An 18,580-nucleotide genomic window follows, 5' to 3' on the forward strand; every position below is an offset into this window, starting at 1 on the left:
GCAGCACCGAGGGGCGGTACGGGACTCCCGTACCGCCCCTCGCCGCGTGCCGGCGCTACAGCACCTTGGACAGGAACGCCTGCGTCCGCTCGTGCCGCGGGTTCGTCAGCACCTCCCGCGGGTCGCCGGACTCGACGACCACACCGCCGTCCATGAAGACCAGGCTGTCGCCGACCTCGCGGGCGAAGCCCATCTCGTGGGTGACGACGACCATGGTCATGCCGGACTCGGCGAGGTCGCGCATGACGTCCAGCACGTCGCCGACCAGCTCCGGGTCGAGCGCCGAGGTCGGCTCGTCGAACAGCATCAGCTTCGGGTCCATGGCCAGCGCCCGGGCGATGGCCACGCGCTGCTGCTGGCCGCCGGAGAGCTGCGAGGGGTAGTTCCCGGCCTTGTCGGCCAGGCCCACGCGCTCCAGGAGTTGCATCGCGCGCTCCCTGGCCTGCGCCCGGCTCACGCCCTTGACCTGGACCGGGGCCTCCATGACGTTCTCGACGGCCGTCATGTGCGGGAACAGGTTGAAGCGCTGGAAGACCATGCCGATGTCCCGGCGCTTCAGCGCGACCTCGCTGTCCTTCAGCTCGTAGAGCTTGTCGCCCTTCTGGCGGTAGCCGACCAGCTCGCCGTCGACGTACAGCCGTCCGGCGTTGATCTTCTCCAGGTGGTTGATGCACCGCAGGAAGGTCGACTTGCCGGAGCCGGAGGGGCCGATGAGGCAGAAGACCTCGCCCTTCCTCACCTCCAGGTCGATGCCCTTGAGGACCTCGACGTGACCGAAGGACTTGTGCACGCCCTCGGCCTTGACCATCGGCACGTCGGCCGAGGTGGCCGGCTCGGCCGGGGTCTCGGCCTTCTCGGGCTGCGCGGCCGTGGTGGCCTTCTCCGGCGTCTCGGCCTTCGGCTCGGCGGCCTCGGGCCGTGCGGCCTTCGGCGTCTCCCCGTTCGGTTCGGCGGCCTTCGGTTCCTCCGCCTTCGGCGTCTGCGCCTTCGGTTCGGCGGCCTTCGGTTCCTCCGGCTGCTGCTGCGTCACGTCCGTCATGCCGTGACCTCCTTCGGGCGGCGAGCGGGCAGGACGGCTGCCTTGAGGCGCTGGAGCGGCGTGGGAGGCAGGGTGCGCGAGGATCCGCGCGCGTAGTACCGCTCGACGTAGTACTGGCCCACGCTGAGGACGGACGTCATGATCAGGTACCAGGCGGCGGCGAGGAAGTACATCTCCACCACCGAGCCGGCGTTCTGGCCGATGTCCTGGGCCGCCTTGAACAGGTCGAGGAACTGCACCGCCGAGACCAGCGACGTGGTCTTCAGCATGTTGATGACCTCGTTGCCCGTCGGCGGCACGATCACGCGCATGGCCTGCGGGATCACGATCCGGCGCAGGGTCTTGGCGTGGCTCATGCCCAGCGCGTGCGACGCCTCGGTCTGGCCCTCGTCGACGGAGAGCAGGCCGGCGCGGCAGATCTCCGCCATGTACGCGGCCTCGTTGAGGCCGAGGCCGAGCAGCGCCGTCAGCAGCGGCGTCATGAACGAGGACCAGTAGTCCTTGTAGATCGGGCCGAGGTTGATGTACTCGAAGACCAGGCCCAGGTTGAACCAGACGAAGAGCTGGACCAGGACCGGGGTGCCGCGGAAGAACCAGATGTAGAACCACGCGATCGAGGAGGTCACCGGGTTCTTCGACAGGCGCATGACCGCGAGCAGGATGCCGCCCACGATGCCGATCGCCATGGAGAGCACGGTGAGCAGCAGGGTGTTCACGACGCCGTCCATGATCCGGTCGTCGAAGAAGTACTCGGGGACGGCGCCCCAGTTGATCCTGCCTTGCGCGAAGGCGTAGACGACGGAGCCCAGCAGCGCGAGGGCGACGACCGCGGACACGTAGCGCCACGGGTGCCGGACCGGAACGGCCTGGATGGCCTCCGGTCCGGCGGCGGGCGCCGGGTCGGCGGGACCGTCCGTCTTGTTGACGTCAACAGTCACGGGTGGTGCCTTTCAGGGGAGTGGGGCCGCAAAGCGGTCAGGAACCGCCGCCGTTGATCCTGGCCTCGGTGATCGCGCCGTCCTCGACGCCCCACTTCTTCACGATCTCCTCGTACTCGCCGTTGTCGATGATCGCCTGGACGGCGGCCTGCAGGGCGTCCCGCAGCTGCGTGTTGTCCTTGGCCACGGCGATGCCGTACGGGCCGGCCTCGACCTGGTCGCCGACGATCTCGAAGTACGTGCCGCCGCCCGCGTTCTTCACCGAGTACGCGGCGATCGGGAAGTCGGCGGAGACGACGTCGGCGCCCTTGGAGCGCATGCGGGTCTCGGCCTCGGGGTTGGTGGCGAAGTCCTCGATCCTCAGGGTCTTCTTCCCGGCGTCCGTGCACTTCTTCGCCTGGTCCCTGGCGAGGTCGTGGGAGAAGGTGTTGCGCTGCACGGCCATCGTCCGGCCGCACAGGTCGTCCCAGGTCTTGATCCCCTTGGTGTCGCCCGCGTTGGTGTAGAGGGAGACACCCGCGGTGAAGTAGTCCACGAAGTCGACGCCGGCGCCGACCTTCTTGCCGGTCTCGCTGTCGATGCCTTCCTGGCGCGGCTTGGTGTCGGTCATCGCCGACATGGCGACGTCGTACCGCTTGGCGGCTATACCGCCGATGAGGGTGTCGAAGGTGGCGTTCTGGAACTCGAACTCCACCCCGAGCTGCTTGCCCATCGCCGCGGCGATGTCCGGGTCGATGCCCACGGTCCTGCCGGAGTCGTCCTTGTACTCGACCGGCGCGTACGCGATGTCCGAGCCGACCCGGATGACGCCCTTGTCGCGGATGGCCTGCGGGAGCCTGTCGGCGAGGGGGGCCGCGCCGGTGGCGGCGCTGGCCCCGCCCTCGGAGCCCTCGTCCTTCGTCTGGTCACCGCAGCCGGTGAGAAGCAGGGTGCCTGCGACCGCGATCGAGCCGACCGCGGCCAGCCGGGTGCGCTTGGCGGTCGTACGACGGGTGGTGCGTGCGGTCATGGTGGGTTCCTCCGGCGGATGGGTGGAGTTGCCGATGGGTCGACGAGAACACACGGCTTCGGGTGTCGCGACCTTGTGTGATTACGGCATCTTGCCATTCGGACTCGACCGTTCAGGCGACCCGTCATGTCAAAATCGGATAACGGGCGACCCCCGAAACGGACTACTCCGGGACATCGCGACCGCACCTCTTACGGGAATATGCCGTTCCGGCCGCAAGATCTGCGGTGCGTCTCAGGATGTGGATGCACGGAAGCCGGTGTGCGGCGTCCATTGCGGCTTTGTCAAGGGTTTGACGGGTTCTTGTCCCCATATTCGGTCATGAGTCGTCCCACTGGCATGTGATCTTCCCGTTATGGACTCGTCGGCGACGTCCTCCGTCCGGTAAGAAGGTTCTTTACACCCCTCATCCGGGGCTCAGGGCGCGTGTGCGGCGCGCCCGTCGCGTAGGTGCCCGAACGCCTCACTCCCCTGGGCCGTACGCGGTGCCCGCCCACTCCTCACCAGGAGTGGACCCACCCTCAAACCAGATCATTAAGGGGTCAGACAAAGTGGCAGCGGAGATCGTCAATCCTCGCAGCGACAGCCGTACGGATCAGGAGGGAGGGGCAGAGCCCCTCGAATCCTTCGATCCGGCGTTCGCGCTGCACCGCGGCGGCAAGATGGCCGTGCAGGCCACCGTGCCGGTCCGTGACAAGGACGACCTGTCCCTGGCGTACACGCCCGGCGTCGCGAAGGTGTGCACCGCGATCGCCGAGCAGCCGGAACTCGTCCACGACTACACGTGGAAATCGTCCGTCGTCGCCGTCGTGACCGACGGTACGGCGGTGCTCGGACTCGGGGACATCGGCCCCGAGGCCTCCCTCCCGGTGATGGAGGGCAAGGCGATCCTGTTCAAGCAGTTCGGCGGGGTGGACGCGGTGCCGATCGCGCTCGCCTGCACGGACGTGGACGAGATCGTGGAGACCGTGGTCCGCCTCGCGCCGTCCTTCGGCGGGGTGAACCTGGAGGACATCTCGGCGCCGCGGTGCTTCGAGATCGAGCGCCGGCTCCAGGAGCGGCTGGACATCCCGATCTTCCACGACGACCAGCACGGCACGGCGGTCGTGACGCTGGCGGCCCTGCGCAACGCCGCGCGGCTGACCGGCAGGACGCTCGCCGATCTGCGGGCGGTCATCTCGGGTGCGGGCGCGGCCGGTGTCGCGATCGCGAAGATGCTGGTCGAGGCCGGGATCGGGGACGTCGCGGTCGCCGACCGCAAGGGCGTCGTCTCCGCCGACCGGGAGGACCTGACGTCGGTCAAGCGGGACCTCGCCGGGTTCACCAACAAGGCCGGGCTCTCGGGGTCGCTGGAGGCGGCGCTGGCGGGCGCGGACGTCTTCATCGGCGTCTCCGGCGGTACGGTGCCGGAGGAGGCCGTCGCCTCCATGGCCGAGGGCGCGTTCGTCTTCGCCATGGCCAACCCGAACCCCGAGGTGCACCCCGAGGTGGCGCACAAGTACGCGGCGGTCGTCGCGACGGGCCGGTCGGACTTCCCCAACCAGATCAACAACGTGCTGGCGTTCCCGGGCATCTTCGCCGGCGCGCTGCAGGTGCGGGCGTCCCGGATCACCGAGGGCATGAAGATCGCGGCGGCCGAGGCGCTGGCGGGCGTGGTCGGTGACGCCCTCGCCGCGGACTACGTCATTCCGTCGCCGTTCGACGAGCGGGTGGCACCCGCGGTCACCGCAGCCGTCGCCGCGGCGGCGCGGGCGGAGGGCGTCGCCCGCCGCTGACGTTCGCCCGGATGGCCCCGTCCGTCTGGGCGGGGCCGTTCCCTCGGGGCCACGGGGGCGTGGCCCGGTGCCGGTTGGTCGTGGGCCGGTCGCGCGGTGCCCCGCGGCCCCTCGGAGGTTGCAGGCGGGTGTGTTCCCTGGCAAGAGGGTGTGTCTCACAGGCCCCCGGCGTTCCGCCGGCCCCTCCCGGAACCTATCGTCGGCTGCATGTTCGCTGTCTACGCCGCCCGAATCGACCGCGACGAGCCGCTCAGCGGCCTGGAGTCGGGGGAGCGCCCCGCCCCCGAGGCCAGGCCCGGCTGGAGTCTCGTCGACGTCAAGGCCGCCTCCCTCAACCATCACGACCTCTGGTCCCTGCGCGGGGTGGGCCTCGCCGAGGAGACCCTGCCGATGATCCTCGGCTGTGACGCCGCCGGGGTCGACGAGGACGGCAACGAGGTCGTCCTGCACTCCGTCATCGGCCAGACGGGGCACGGGGTCGGCCCCGAGGAACCCCGTTCCATCCTCACCGAGCGCTACCAGGGCACGTTCGCCGACCGGGTCGCCGTACCGACCTGGAACCTCCTGCCCAAGCCCAAGGAGCTCTCCTTCGAGGAGGCCGCCTGTCTGCCGACCGCCTGGCTGACGGCGTACCGCATGCTCTTCACCAACGCCGGCGTGCGTCCCGGTGACTCGGTGCTGGTGCAGGGGGCCGGCGGCGGTGTCGCCACGGCCGCGATCGTGCTCGGCAAGGCCGCCGGGCTGCGCGTCTTCGCGACCAGCCGGGACGAGGCCAAGCGCAGGCGCGCCGTGGAGCTGGGCGCGGTGGAGGCGGTGGAGCCGGGGGCGCGGTTGCCGCAGCGCGTCGACGCCGTCATCGAGACCGTCGGAGCCGCCACCTGGTCGCACTCGGTGAAGTCGCTGCGTCCCGGCGGCACGGTCGTGATCTCCGGCGCCACGAGCGGTGACCGGCCCTCCCACGCCGAACTGACCCGGATCTTCTTCCTGGAGCTGAAGGTCGTCGGTTCCACGATGGGCACCAAGGACGAGCTGGAGGACCTGCTGTCCTTCTGCGCCGCTGCCGGTGTGCGCCCCGTCATCGACGAGGTGCTGCCGATGGACCGGGCCCGGGAGGGCTTCGAACGGATGGCGTCGGGCGGGCAGTTCGGCAAGATCGTGCTCAGCAACGGCTGACGCGGCGCGTCGGTCCGTACGGCGGCGGCCGGTCCGCTCGCCCTGACCGCCCGCCCGGGTGGCTCGCTCCCCGGGCGGGCGGCGTTCCGCGTGTCTACGCCTTCGGAGTCCTCAGCAGCGCCCCGATGTGTGCCGCCGCCGTCGACAGATGGCGGCGGGCGTCCCGCAGCTGCTCGGGCGTCACCCCGTGGTCGCGGGCCGCGTCGCGGATGTCGTCGCGGAAGCGGTCGAGGAGACGGTCCAGGTCGCGGGCCGGGTCGCCGGTGGTGGAGTCGTCGTGGGACCAGCCCGGCTCGTACGCGGCCGGGAAGTCCTCCGCAGTGGCCGAGTGCTCCGGTGCCGGTGCCGGCCCGGTCGCTCCGCCGCGGCCGAAGCCGAAGTCCTTGCCGAACTCCTTGCCGAAGCCCTTCCCGAACTCGCCGAACTCCTTGGCCAGTTCCGTCAGTCCCTCGCGCAGCCCCGTCGGCCAGTCGCCCCGCGCGAAGTGGTCCTGCACCTGCTCCTGCACCCGCTGGGCGATGCGCTGCACCTCCTCCTGCGCCTGCGCCCGGGCCCGGTCCTGCGCCTCCTTGGCCTGGCGCCGCGCCCGCTGCGCCTCCTCGCGGGCCCGGCGGCTCTCGTCCTTGGCGCGCCTGGCCTGCTCCTTCCACTCCTGCTTGACCCGCCGCATCTCCTCCTTCGCGGCGCGCCACGCCTCCTGGTCGGCGTACTCGCCGAAGTCCCCGGCGTCGCCGTCGACCGGGCCCTCCTTGCGGGCCTCGGTCATCGCCGCCCGCATCTCGCGCCGCAGATCGCCCGCCGCGCCCCGGACGTCGGCCCGGATCTCCGCGGCCAGCTCCGCCACCGACTCGCGGATCTCCAGCTCCAGGTCGGCCAGCTCGCCGCTGCGGTCGGCCAGCTCGGCGCGTCCGGCGTCCGTGATGGCGTACACCTTGCGGCCGCCCTCGGTGGTGTGGGTGACCAGGCCTTCGGCCTCCAGCTTGGCCAGGCGCGGGTAGACGGTGCCCGCCGACGGCGCGTACAGCCCCTGGAAGCGCTCCTCCAGAAGGCGGATCACCTCGTAACCGTGTCGCGGGGCCTCGTCGAGCAGCTTGAGCAAGTAGAGGCGGAGGCGGCCGTGAGCGAAGACGGGGGGCATGTCAGAGCACCTTCTTGTCGGTCGTGCCACCGGCCGGGGCGCTGGTCGGCGTGGTGTCCTCGCCCCCCGGACCGGAATGCGCATGGTCCCCCGAGGTGTTCCGCGGCCCGTCCGCCGGGCCGGGCCGGGGCCCGTCGTCCTCGGCGGGCGGGCGGCGCAGCAGGGCGATCGAACCGGAGACGGTCGTGGCCTTCAGCCGGCCGTTGCCCGCGCCGAGCCGGCCGGTGATCCGCTTGGCGCCCCACTGGCCGGTGACGCGGAGGTCCTCGAACGCGTTGGAGACGGCACCGCTCGCGGTGTTGGCCTCCACCTCCGCGTCCGCCGGGTGCGGCAGCCGGATGGCGATCTCGCCCGAGACGCTGGTCAGGCCGACGTCGCTGGGCCCGCCGGTCGGGTCCAGGTCGACGATCATCGAGCCGCTGACCGAGTCGGCCCGGACCGAGGAGCCCGCGCCCTCGACCACGGTCAGGTCCCCGGAGACGGAGTGGAAGCGCAGGTCGCCGCCGAGTGCCTGGGCCTCCACGCTCCCCGAGACGGTGTCCGCGCGGACCGGGCCCGCGAGCCCGACGAGCGTGGTGTCCCCGGAGACGCCCCTGACCTCGGCGCGCCCTTCGATCCCGGAGACCACGGCGGCGGCGCTGACGACGCCCACCTCGACGTGCGTGTGCGCCGGGACCGCCAGGGACACCTCGGCGCTGCGGCGCCAGCCCTTGCGGTCGAGCCACTTCAGGAAGCCCTTCCAGGGCAGGTCCTCGTACGCCACCGTGAGTGTGCCGTCCCGCAGGGTGACGACGAGGGGCGGCCCCTCCAGCTCGCCGACCTCCAGGCGGGCGGAACCCTCGTCGGTGCCCACCACGTTCACCGTTCCGTTGACGATGCGTACCTGGAGCTCGCTCACGGGTTCGTCGAAGGTGAGCTTCCGCGGCTCGGCGACGGACCATTCGGGCATGGTACTGACCTCCTCGACCTGCCGGGCCGCGCACGGACCGGATGCACGGACCGGATGCACGGACCGGATGCACGGACCGTGACACGCGGAACCGCGACAGGCGGACCGCTACGCGCCATATCGCGTCTGACCTCATTCACGATATATCGTGGTGCTCCGAAGTCAAGACACTCTTTCCGGTGATTACGCCGACTTTCGCCCCTCCCAGAGGCGCGAAAGGGCCGCCGGAGGCGCGAAGGGGCCCCTGGAAAGGCGAAACGGCTCCAGGAGAGTCGAACAGGCCCCGGGGAACGCGGAAGGGCGCCCGAAGGCGCCCAGTCCCCACTCGCGGCGGACCGGCGGAGGAGACCTCCTGGTCCTGCTCGTCGTGCTCGTCCTGCCGGCCCCGCCGGGCCTACTCGTCGTCCTCGTCGTCCAGCCGCGCCAGCCACGTCGCCAGCCGCTCCACCGGCACCTCGAAGTCCGGGTTCAGGTCGACGAACGTCCGCAGCTGCTCGGCGAGCCACTCGAAGGTGACCTCTTCCTCGCCCCGCCGCTTTTCCAGCTCCTCGATGCCGCGGTCGGTGAAGTACATGGTGCTGCTCTCCTGCGTTCGTACGTGCCGGTGGTGTGCCGGTGGTGGGCCGGTGGTGGCGGAACAAGCCTACGTACTGGTGCGGGGTGCCGCGGAGGGCAGGCGCCGCACGGCCCGCGACGGTTCGGCACACGCCGAAGGCCCGGCCCCGGGAAACCGGGACCGGGCCTTCACGCAGCCGGCCGTCGCTCGGCGGCTCAGGCCTCGAAGACCTCCCGTACCAGCTGCTCCTGCTCCGCCTGGTGCCGCTTGGCGGAACCCACGGCCGGGGACGAGGAGTGCGGGCGCGAGATGCGGCGCAGGCGCTCACCGTGCGGGACGTCCGCGCCGACCGCCAGGTCGAGGTGGTCGATCAGGTTGAGGGCGATGAACGGCCAGGCACCCTGGTTCGCCGGCTCCTCCTGGGCCCACAGGTACTTCTCGGCGTTCGGGTACTTCTTGATCTCCGCCTGGAGCTCGGTACCCGGCAGCGGGTACAGCCGCTCGATGCGGATGATCGCCGTGTCCGTGACGCCGCGCTTGACCCGCTCGGCCTCCAGGTCGTAGTAGACCTTGCCCGCGCAGAAGACGACCTTGCGCACCGCCGCCGGGTCCACCGAGGCGTCGCCGATGACCGGGCGGAAGCCGCCCGTGGTGAACTCCTCCGCCTTCGACGCGGCCGCCTTCAGGCGCAGCATCGACTTCGGGGTGAAGACGACCAGCGGCTTGTGGTGCGGGTTGTGCACCTGCCACCGCAGGAGGTGGAAGTGATTCGACGGCGAGGTCGGCATGGCGACCGTCATGTTGTTCTGGGCGCAGAGCTGGAGGAACCGCTCCGGGCGCGCGGACGAGTGGTCCGGGCCCTGGCCCTCGTAGCCGTGCGGGAGGAGCAGGGTGACGCCGGAGGTCTGGCCCCACTTCTGCTCCGCCGACGAGATGAACTCGTCCACGACCGTCTGCGCGCCGTTGACGAAGTCGCCGAACTGCGCCTCCCACAGCACCAGCGCGTCCGGGCGGGCCAGCGAGTAGCCGTACTCGAAGCCCATCGCCGCGTACTCGGAGAGCAGGGAGTTGTAGACGTTCAGCCGCGCCTGGTCCTCGGAGAGGTACTGCAGCGGCGTGTACTCCTCGCCGGTGCTGCGGTCGATGATGACCGCGTGCCGCTGGCCGAAGGTGCCGCGCTGGGAGTCCTGGCCCGCGAGGCGGACCGGGACGCCCTCCAGGAGCAGCGAGCCGAAGGCGAGGGTCTCGCCCATGCCCCAGTCGATCGTGCCGTCCTCGACCATCGACGCCCGGCGCTGGAGCTGCGGCAGCAGACGCGGGTGGACGGTGATGTGGTCGGGGATGTTGACCTGGGACTCGGCGATCCGCTTGACGATCTCCGTGGACACGGCGGTGTTCACGGCGACCGGGAACTCGGGCTGCGCGTCCGGCGTCGCGACCGTCGCCGGCTGCGAGGTGGCCTCGCGGACCTCGGTGAAGACCTTCTCCAGCTGGCCCTGGTAGTCCTGGAGCGCCTGCTCGGCTTCTTCCAGGGTGATGTCGCCGCGACCGATCAGGGACTCGGTGTAGAGCTTGCGCACCGAGCGCTTCTTGTCGATCAGGTCGTACATCAGCGGCTGGGTGAAGGCCGGGTTGTCCGACTCGTTGTGACCGCGGCGGCGGTAGCAGATGAGGTCGATCACCACGTCCTTGTTGAACGCCTGGCGGAACTCGAAGGCGAGCCGCGCGACGCGGACCACGGCCTCCGGGTCGTCGCCGTTCACGTGGAAGATCGGGGCCTCGATCATCCGCGCCACGTCCGTCGCGTACATCGACGAACGGGAGGACTCGGGGGCGGCGGTGAAGCCGACCTGGTTGTTGATGACGATGTGGACCGTGCCGCCGGTGCGGTAGCCGCGCAGCTGCGACATGTTCAGGGTCTCGGCCACCACGCCCTGGCCCGCGAAGGCCGCGTCGCCGTGGATCGCCACCGGCAGGACGGTGAAGTCCGTGCCGCCCTTGTTGATGATGTCCTGCTTGGCGCGGGCGACGCCCTCCAGGACCGGGTCGACCGCCTCCAGGTGGGAGGGGTTCGCGACCAGGGCGACCTTGATCTGCTCGCCGTCCAGGCCGGTGAAGGTGCCCTCGGCGCCCAGGTGGTACTTCACGTCGCCGGAGCCGTGCATCGACTTCGGGTCGAGGTTGCCCTCGAACTCGCGGAAGATCTGCGCGTACGACTTGCCGACGATGTTGGCGAGGACGTTCAGGCGGCCGCGGTGGGCCATGCCGATGACGACCTCGTCCAGACGGGACTCGGCGGCCGAGTCCAGCACCGCGTCCAGCAGCGGGATGACGGACTCGCCGCCCTCCAGCGAGAAGCGCTTCTGGCCGACGTACTTCGTCTGCAGGAAGGTCTCGAAGGCCTCCGCCGCGTTCAGCCGGCGCAGGATGCGCAGCTGCTCCTCGCGCTCCGGCTTGGCGTGCGGGCGCTCCACGCGGTCCTGGATCCACTTGCGCTGCTTGGGATCCTGGATGTGCATGAACTCGATGCCGGTGGTGCGGCAGTACGAGTCGCGCAGCACGCCGAGGATGTCGCGCAGCTTCATCATCGACTTGCCGGCGAAGCCGCCGACGGCGAACTCGCGCTCCAGGTCCCACAGGGTGAGACCGTGCTCGGTGATGTCCAGGTCGGGGTGCTTGCGCTGCTGGTACTCCAGCGGGTCGGTGTCGGCCATGACGTGGCCGCGGACCCGGTAGGAGTGGATCAGCTCGAAGACCCGGGCGGCCTTGGTGACGTCGTCGTCGTGGGAGGCGTCGATGTCCTTGAGCCAGCGGACCGGCTCGTAGGGGATGCGCAGCGCCTCGAAGATGCCGTCGTAGAAGTCGTTCTCGCCGAGCAGCAGGTTGGCGACCTGGCGGAGGAACTCGCCGGAGGCGGCGCCCTGGATCACCCGGTGGTCGTAGGTCGACGTGAGCGTCATGACCTTCGAGACGCCGAGCTTGTTCAGGGTGTCCTGGGAGGTGCCCTGGAACTCCGCGGGGTAGTCCATGGAGCCGACGCCCATGATCACCGACTGGCCGGGCATCAGACGCGGCACGGAGTGGACCGTGCCGAGGCCGCCGGGGTTGGTCAGGGAGACCGTGACGCCGGTGAAGTCGTCCATCGTCAGCTTGCCGTCGCGGGCGCGGCGGACGATGTCCTCGTAGGCCTGCCAGAACTCGAAGAAGTTCAGCGTCTCGGCCTTCTTGATCGCCGCGACGACCAGCTGGCGGTCGCCGTTCGGCTTGACCAGGTCGATGGCGAGGCCGAGGTTGACGTGCGGCGGCTTGACCAGGGTCGGCTTGCCGTCCTTCTCGCCGAACGACCAGTTCATCGCCGGCATGGCCTTGATGGCCTGCACCATCGCGTAGCCGATGAGGTGCGTGAAGGAGATCTTCCCGCCCCGGGCCCGCTTGAGGTGGTTGTTGATGACGATGCGGTTGTCGAAGAGCAGCTTCACCGGGACCGCGCGGACCGAGGTGGCGGTCGGCAGTTCCAGCGAGGCGTTCATGTTCTTCGCGACGGCGGCGGCCGGGCCGCGCAGCGTGATCAGCTCCGGGCCCTGCGGGGCCTCGGCGGCCGGCTCGGCGGCGGCCTTCGGCTGCTGCTTCGGCTGCGGCTTGGCGGCGGCCGGGGCGGGAGCCGGGGCCTTGGCCGGGGCAGGAGCGGCCGCGGCGGGCTTCGGGGCCGCCGCGGCGGCCGGGGCCGCCTGGGCGGGAGCCGGAGCGGCCTGGGCGGGAGCCTGAGCCCTGCTGGTGGTCTCCGCGGCCCCCGCGGCCTCGGCAGCCGCCGGTGCCGGGGTGGCGGCCGCCCCCGGCTTGTAGTCGGCGAAGAAGTCCCACCAGGCGCGGTCTACCGAATTCGGGTCCTGGAGGTACTGCTGATAGATCTCGTCGACGAGCCACTCGTTCGGACCGAACGCGGCAGCGGGATTCTTGCCCGCTTGGTCTGCGTCGGTCGAGGCACTCGATGCGTTACTGGGGGACTGTGGCGACACGGCGGCAACCGCCCTCTTCCGCTTCACAAGGTTATGGACAGCGGGAATAAAGGCTACGCCTCCATGACCGAGAAGGTGAGGTCGGGCCCGTTCATCGTCGTGTAAGTCACATCGGAGGGCGCGTTTCGGGGCTTGAAATGGCGGGAAACAAGCGCGGTTGCACGGTTAAAGGGATGCGGCCAGCGCGACCCGGCGCGCACGCGACGCGGGCCTGTGGCTGATCACACGTGTCCGACTGCGCGGACGCCCGTGGATCTTGTGGCTCCGTCTCGAACTTTACGTCAACTTGGCGCAGAAGGTAGACCCGGAAGGGTGACAAGAATCCGGCAACCCCGCTCGGATTCGGCCACCCCGATCCTGCCGCCGTGCAGATCCACCGCCCAGCGGGCGATCGCCAGCCCGAGGCCGGTGCCGCCGTCGCTGCCGGGGCCGTGCGGACGGCTGACCGCACCCCGGTTGAACCGCTCGAAGACCCGGTGCCACTCCGAGCGCGGAATGCCCGGGCCCTCGTCCAGCACCTCCAGCTCCAGCGACTCCGCGCGCGCCCCGCGCCGCGCCCTGACCGTCACCCGGCCGTGCGGCGGGCTGTGCTTGACCGCGTTGTCGATCAGGTTCGCGACGACCTGGTGGATCCGCTCCGGGTCCGCGTGCGCGGTCAGTTCCGGCGGGGACACGTCGAGGTGCAGATGGACGTCCGCACGGGTGTGGCTGCCGGAGCCGGAGGCGATGTCCGCGCGCGCGGAGGCGACCATGTTGGCCTCCTTCAACACCCCGGACAGATACGGCCACACCTCGAACCGCCGCTGTTTCAGCGGGACGACGCCGTTGTCCAGCCGGGACAGGTCGAGCAGCGTCTCGACCAGCCGCCCCAGCCGCTCGGTCTGCTTCAGGGCCGTGCGCATGGTCTCGGGATCGGCCTCCGTGACGCCGTCCACGATGTTCTCCAGCACGGCGCGCAGCCCCGCGATGGGGGTGCGCAACTCGTGCGAGACGTTGGCGACCAGCTCCTTGCGCTGGCGGTCCTGGGCCTCCAGGTCGTCGGCCATGCGGTTGATGGTGACGGCCAGGTCGCCCAGTTCGTCCCAGCGGTTCTCGCGCACCCGGCGGGTGTAGTCGCCGTGCGAGATGGAGCGGGCCACCGCGTTCATCTCGTCCAGCGGGGCGGTGAGCGAGTGCGCCACGAACTGCGTTATCAGCAGGGTGGCGATCATCGAGAAGACCGTGATGAAGCGCAGCTCGGTCTCGGTGCGCATGGCGATCATCATCAGGCCGGTGGTGATCAGCACCGAGATGACGACCAGCGCGCCCAGCTTGGTCTTGATCGAGAACGGGCGTACGCCGCCCCAGGGCTCCCCGGGACTCCTCCGCGCGGCCGGCCGCCCCTCGCTCATGGCGTCGGCGTCTCCAGCGCGTAGCCCACGCCGTGCACGGTGCGGATCCGCTCGGCGCCGATCTTCCGGCGCAGCGCCTTGATGTGGCTGTCGACGGTCCGGGTGCCGGAGGCGTCCGCCCAGTCCCACACCTCGGCCAGCAGCTGCTCACGGGAGAGCACCGCGCGCGGGGTGTTCGCCAGGCACACCAGCAGGTCGAACTCGGTGGGCGTGAGGTGGACGTCCTCGCTGCGCACCCGGACCCGGCGCTGCGCGTGGTCGATCTCCAGCTCGCCGAGGCGCAGGATGCCGGTGCGCGGGGTGGCGGCCGCGATCGCGGCCCGCTCCACCCGGCGCAGCAGGACGTGCACGCGGGCGGCCAGCTCACGCATGGAGAAAGGCTTCGTCATGTAGTCGTCGGCGCCCACGCCGAGACCCACCAGCATGTCGGTCTCGTCGTCGCGCGCGGTGAGCATCAGTACCGGCACCGGCCGCTGGGCCTGTACCCGGCGGCAGACTTCCAGGCCGTCGAAGCCCGGCAGCATGATGTCGAGGATCAGCAGGTCGGGCTGCCAGGCCTCGGCGGTGTCGACGGCGGCCGGACCGTCACCGGCGGTCTGCACGAGGAACCCCTCGGCGCGCAGGCGGGCCGCGATGGCGTCGACGATCGTCGGGTCGTCCTCCACCACCAGGACCCGGCGCTGTGCGCCCGGGGTGGCCGCCGCCGTGCCGTTGTGGGAGGTGTGTGTCTGCTCCATCGCCCGCCCCTGAAGTGTGCTTTCCGGAATCCGTGGGGTGATCCCATGACTGCGATTGACGCTTGAATGATCGGCGTCAGGGGAGCAGCGTACGGGGAGTCACCGCAGCTCGGCTATTCAGGTCGGACGCCGAGGTGCACGACGTCGGGAACGCCCCGGGCAACGGGGATCTCTTCGGTACGCACATGCCGGAAACCGGCATTCCGCAAGGTTCCTTCAAATTCCGGGGAGGGTCTCGCCGACCACACGGCGAGCACCCCGCCCGGTCGCAACACCCGAGCGCAGCCTGCGAGTCCGTCCCCGGAGTACAGTCCCGCGTTGGCCTCCGTGACGGTCCAGCCGGGTCCGTTGTCGATGTCCAGGCACAGCGCGTCGAACATGGCGCACGTCTCTTTGACGTAATCGAGCAGATCCGCTTCGACGATCCGCGTCCGGGGATCCGCCAGCGCGCTGCCGGACACCTCGGACAGGGGTCCCGCGCGGTGCCAGTCGATGACCGCGCGCTCCCGCTCGACCACCGTGACCCGGCCCCAGCGGGGGTTGCCGCAGGCATGTGCGAGCGAGAATCCGACCCCGAGCCCGCCGATCAGGACCCGCGGGCCGGGGCGCCCGTCGAGGGCGTCCAGCGCCGCGTCGACCAGCAGCCGTTCCGAACGGCCGTCCGAAGTGTCCATCAGGAAGCAGCCGTTGGCGATGATCTGGAGCAGCGCCCCGTGCCGCCGCAGCACCACCTCGCCGTACGGGCCCTCGCGACGGTCCAGGACTTCGGGAATGTCGTAGACGGTGACCATCGGTCCATCCTGGCACTTCTCTGACGGATTGTTGACGGAATTACGGGCCCCGCGCCGCCGAAGGGGACGGCAGGGAGGGCGCCCCCACCCGTCCGGCGGGACGGCCGCCGGACGGGTGGGGCGCGGCTGCGGGTGTCTGACGGTGCCTGACGGGCGCGGTGCCGGACCGCCGCCCGGGCATGCGCCGGTCCGGCGCGGCGTTGTGCCCGGCGGGGTCCCTCCCTCGCCGTGATCGCTGACAGCGAACGCGCCCCGGGGAACAATGTGCTCCGCCCGAGCATTGAGTCGGCATAGCTCAACTTGACTGCCGAAGGGGAGATCATGGCTTCGACGTCCACACCGCTCACCCTGCCCGTGCTGCCGCTCGACGGCGAGGTCGTCCTGCCCGGGATGGTGGTTCCGCTGGACCTGAGCGACGCAGATGTCCGGGCGGCGGTGGAGGCCGCGCAGGCCGCCGCCCGGTCCACGGCCGGGAAGCCCAAGGTGCTGCTGGTGCCCCGGGTCGACGGCACGTACGCGAGCACGGGTGTTCTGGGCACCGTCGAGCAGGTCGGCCGGCTCGCCGACGGTGACCCGGGTGCCCTGATCCGGGGCCGGGGACGGGTGCGGATCGGTGCCGGGACCACCGGGCCGGGCGCCGCGCTGTGGGTCGAGGGGACCAGCCTCGACGAGAGCGTCCCGGACCCGGTGCCCGGGCACGTCGCCGAACTGGTCAAGGAGTACAAGGCGCTTGCCACCGCCTGGCTGAAGAAGCGCGGTGCCTGGCAGGTCGTCGACCGGGTGCAGGCCATCGACGACGTGTCCGCGCTCGCCGACAACTCGGGCTACTCGCCGTTCCTGACCCTCGACCAGAAGGTCGAGCTGCTGGAGACCGCCGACCCGGTCGCCCGCCTGAAGCTCGCCACCCAGCAGCTGCGCGACCACCTCGCCGAGCAGGACGTCGCCGAGACCATCGCCAAGGACGTCCAGGAGGGCGTCGACAAGCAGCAGCGGGAGTTCCTGCTGCGGCGGCAGCTGGAGGCCGTCCGCAAGGAGCTGCGCGAGCTGAACGGCGAGCAGGAGGGCGAGGAGTCGGACGACTACCGCGCCCGCGTCGAGGCCGCCGACCTGCCCGAGAAGGTGCGCGAGGCCGCGCTCAAGGAGGTCGACAAGCTGGAGCGGGCCTCCGACCAGTCGCCCGAGGGCTCATGGATCCGCACCTGGCTCGACACGGTGCTCGAACTGCCGTGGAACGAGCGGACCGAGGACGCCTACGACATCCAGGGCGCGAAGGCCGTGCTGGACGCCGAGCACGCCGGTCTGGAGGACGTGAAGGAGCGGATCACCGAGTATTTGGCGGTGCGCAAGCGGCGTGCCGAGCGCGGCCTCGGCGTCGTCGGCGGGCGGCGCGGCGGTGCCGTGCTCGCCCTGGTCGGACCGCCCGGCGTCGGCAAGACCAGCCTCGGTGAGTCCGTGGCGCACGCCATGGGGCGGAAGTTCGTCCGGGTCGCCCTGGGCGGCGTGCGCGACGAGGCCGAGATCCGCGGCCACCGGCGGACCTACGTCGGCGCCCTGCCCGGCCGGATCGTCCGCGCCGTCAAGGAGGCCGGGTCGATGAACCCGGTCGTGCTGCTCGACGAGATCGACAAGGTGGGGTCCGACTTCCGGGGCGACCCGGCCGCGGCCCTGCTGGAGGTCCTGGACCCGGCGCAGAACCACACCTTCCGCGACCACTACCTGGAAGTCGAACTCGACCTGTCCGACGTGGTCTTCCTCGCCACCGCCAACGTGCTGGAGGCCATCCCGGAAGCGCTGCTCGACCGGATGGAGCTGGTCCGCCTCGACGGCTACACCGAGGACGAGAAGGTCGTCATCGCCCGGGACCACCTGGTGCCGCGTCAGCTGGAGCGCGCCGGGCTGGACCGGGACGAGGTGACCCTCGACGAGAGCGCGCTGCGCAAGCTGGCCGGCGAGTACACGCGCGAGGCGGGCGTGCGCAACCTGGAGCGGTCCGTCGCCCGGCTGCTGCGCAAGGTGGCCGCCCAGCACGAACTGGGCCGGCGGGAGCTGCCGTTCACCGTCACCGATGAGCACCTGCGGGACCTGATCGGCCGGCCGCACCACGTCCCCGAGTCCGCCCAGGACCCGGCGGAGCGGCGCACCTCGGTGCCGGGTGTGGCCACCGGCCTCGCGGTCACGGGGGCGGGCGGTGACGTGCTGTACGTCGAGGCGTCGCTGGCCGACCCCGAGACGGGCGCGGCGGGCCTGACGCTGACGGGCCAGCTGGGCGACGTGATGAAGGAGAGCGCGCAGATCGCGCTGTCCTTCCTGCGCAGCCACGGCGCCGAGCTGGAGCTGCCGGTCGCCGACCTGAAGGACCGGGGCGTGCACATCCACTTCCCGGCGGGCGCGGTGCCGAAGGACGGCCCGAGCGCGGGCATCACCATGACGACCGCGCTGGCCTCGCTGCTCTCCGGGCGCCTGGTCCGCACGGACGTGGCGATGACCGGCGAGGTGTCGCTGACCGGCCGGGTGCTGCCCATCGGCGGGGTGAAGCAGAAGCTGCTCGCCGCGCACCGGGCGGGCGTCACCACCGTGATCATCCCCAAGCGCAACGAGCCCGACCTGGACGACGTCCCGGCCGAGGTGCTGGACAAGCTCGACGTCCGCACCGTCACCGACGTCCGCCAGGTCCTGGAGCTGGCGCTCGCGCCGGCCACGCACGGCGCGGTGCCGGAGGTCCCGGTCGCGGCGTGAGGCGCACCCGCGGTGTGGAGCCGGGGGCGGACGTGACCGGAGTGGAAGGCAAGGCCCGGGTCCCGTGGAGCCTCCGTTCTGGTGGTCGTCGCAACGTCCCGGTTCGGGGGATGCGATGGACGTCAAGACCCGGGAGCTGCGGACAGTAGTTCAGGGGTGGCGAGCACTTGGTGCGTGAGCGGGAGGCATACTCCCGGCTCACGCATCGGGGCCTGGCCTGAGCAACGAGGAGGCATGCCGCATCGTCGGCATCAACGAGAGGACCGGCCGGCGATGGCGTAACGGCCGCAGCGCCGACCGCAGGCAGAGGGCGGTACCACCGGTCGACACGG

13 protein-coding genes are annotated in these 18,580 nt (G+C 70.9%); 3 read left to right on the plus strand and 10 right to left on the minus strand.

The genetic code is table 11. The annotated features are described in order from the left end of the window. Positions 1–55: 55 nt before the first annotated feature. The 3 genes from ACFF45_RS03860 to ACFF45_RS03870 form a co-directional block, all read right to left on the minus strand. Positions 56–808: an amino acid ABC transporter ATP-binding protein gene (locus tag ACFF45_RS03860; RefSeq protein WP_381342060.1), complete on the minus strand. Its 753-nt coding sequence runs from the start codon at positions 806–808 to the stop codon at positions 56–58. A 227-nt stretch (positions 809–1,035) separates the two neighbouring features. Then, positions 1,036–1,977 (minus strand): amino acid ABC transporter permease, encoded by a 942-nt coding sequence (locus ACFF45_RS03865; RefSeq protein WP_381341852.1) that lies wholly within the window; start codon positions 1,975–1,977, stop codon positions 1,036–1,038. Positions 1,978–2,014: 37 nt separating this feature from the next. Further along, a complete protein-coding gene (locus ACFF45_RS03870; RefSeq protein ID WP_381341855.1) occupies positions 2,015–2,986 on the minus strand; it encodes an ABC transporter substrate-binding protein in 972 nt (323 codons plus the stop codon). A gap of 551 nt (positions 2,987–3,537) precedes the next feature. On the opposite strand from ACFF45_RS03870, the gene ACFF45_RS03875 reads away from it, so the two are divergent. Next, positions 3,538–4,761, plus strand: coding sequence for an NAD(P)-dependent malic enzyme (locus tag ACFF45_RS03875; RefSeq protein WP_381341858.1), 1,224 nt, complete (start codon positions 3,538–3,540; stop codon positions 4,759–4,761). A 207-nt stretch (positions 4,762–4,968) separates the two neighbouring features. Then, positions 4,969–5,934 carry a zinc-binding dehydrogenase gene (locus tag ACFF45_RS03880; protein ID WP_381341861.1) on the plus strand — a complete coding sequence of 322 codons (966 nt, stop codon included), beginning with the start codon at positions 4,969–4,971 and terminating at the stop codon, positions 5,932–5,934. Positions 5,935–6,028: 94 nt separating this feature from the next. Here the strand turns inward: ACFF45_RS03880 and ACFF45_RS03885 are convergent, their stop codons facing one another. The 7 genes from ACFF45_RS03885 to ACFF45_RS03915 all read right to left on the minus strand — a co-directional run bounded on the left by ACFF45_RS03885 (position 6,029) and on the right by ACFF45_RS03915 (position 15,512). Then, positions 6,029–7,072 (minus strand): PadR family transcriptional regulator, encoded by a 1,044-nt coding sequence (locus ACFF45_RS03885; RefSeq protein WP_381341863.1) that lies wholly within the window; start codon positions 7,070–7,072, stop codon positions 6,029–6,031. Between the two features lies 1 nt (position 7,073). Continuing rightward, on the minus strand, positions 7,074–8,021 hold the full coding sequence (locus ACFF45_RS03890; RefSeq protein WP_381341865.1) for a DUF4097 family beta strand repeat-containing protein: 948 nt from the start codon (positions 8,019–8,021) through the stop codon (positions 7,074–7,076). Positions 8,022–8,415: 394 nt separating this feature from the next. After that, a complete protein-coding gene (locus ACFF45_RS03895; RefSeq protein WP_003992906.1) occupies positions 8,416–8,595 on the minus strand; it encodes a DUF6104 family protein in 180 nt (59 codons plus the stop codon). 197 nt (positions 8,596–8,792) lie between these two features. Beyond that, complete coding sequence (locus ACFF45_RS03900) at positions 8,793–12,593, minus strand: multifunctional oxoglutarate decarboxylase/oxoglutarate dehydrogenase thiamine pyrophosphate-binding subunit/dihydrolipoyllysine-residue succinyltransferase subunit (RefSeq protein WP_381341868.1); 3,801 nt, start codon at positions 12,591–12,593, stop codon at positions 8,793–8,795. A 281-nt stretch (positions 12,594–12,874) separates the two neighbouring features. Further along, positions 12,875–13,984 (minus strand): sensor histidine kinase, encoded by a 1,110-nt coding sequence (locus tag ACFF45_RS03905; protein WP_381341871.1) that lies wholly within the window; start codon positions 13,982–13,984, stop codon positions 12,875–12,877. Further along, positions 13,981–14,721, minus strand: a complete 741-nt coding sequence (locus ACFF45_RS03910) for a response regulator transcription factor (protein ID WP_381341873.1) — start codon at positions 14,719–14,721, stop codon at positions 13,981–13,983. The genes ACFF45_RS03905 and ACFF45_RS03910 overlap by 4 nt, the downstream gene beginning before the upstream one ends. A 113-nt stretch (positions 14,722–14,834) precedes the next feature. Beyond that, on the minus strand, positions 14,835–15,512 hold the full coding sequence (locus ACFF45_RS03915; RefSeq protein ID WP_381341876.1) for a spermidine synthase family protein: 678 nt from the start codon (positions 15,510–15,512) through the stop codon (positions 14,835–14,837). A gap of 321 nt (positions 15,513–15,833) precedes the next feature. Between ACFF45_RS03915 and lon the strand changes: the two genes are divergently transcribed. Next, a complete protein-coding gene (lon, locus tag ACFF45_RS03920) occupies positions 15,834–18,248 on the plus strand; it encodes an endopeptidase La (protein WP_381341879.1) in 2,415 nt (804 codons plus the stop codon). Positions 18,249–18,580 lie beyond the last annotated feature (332 nt).

This window comes from Streptomyces cinereospinus, assembly GCF_042430725.1.
GTDB classification, from domain to species: Bacteria; Actinomycetota; Actinomycetes; order Streptomycetales; family Streptomycetaceae; genus Streptomyces; species Streptomyces cinereospinus.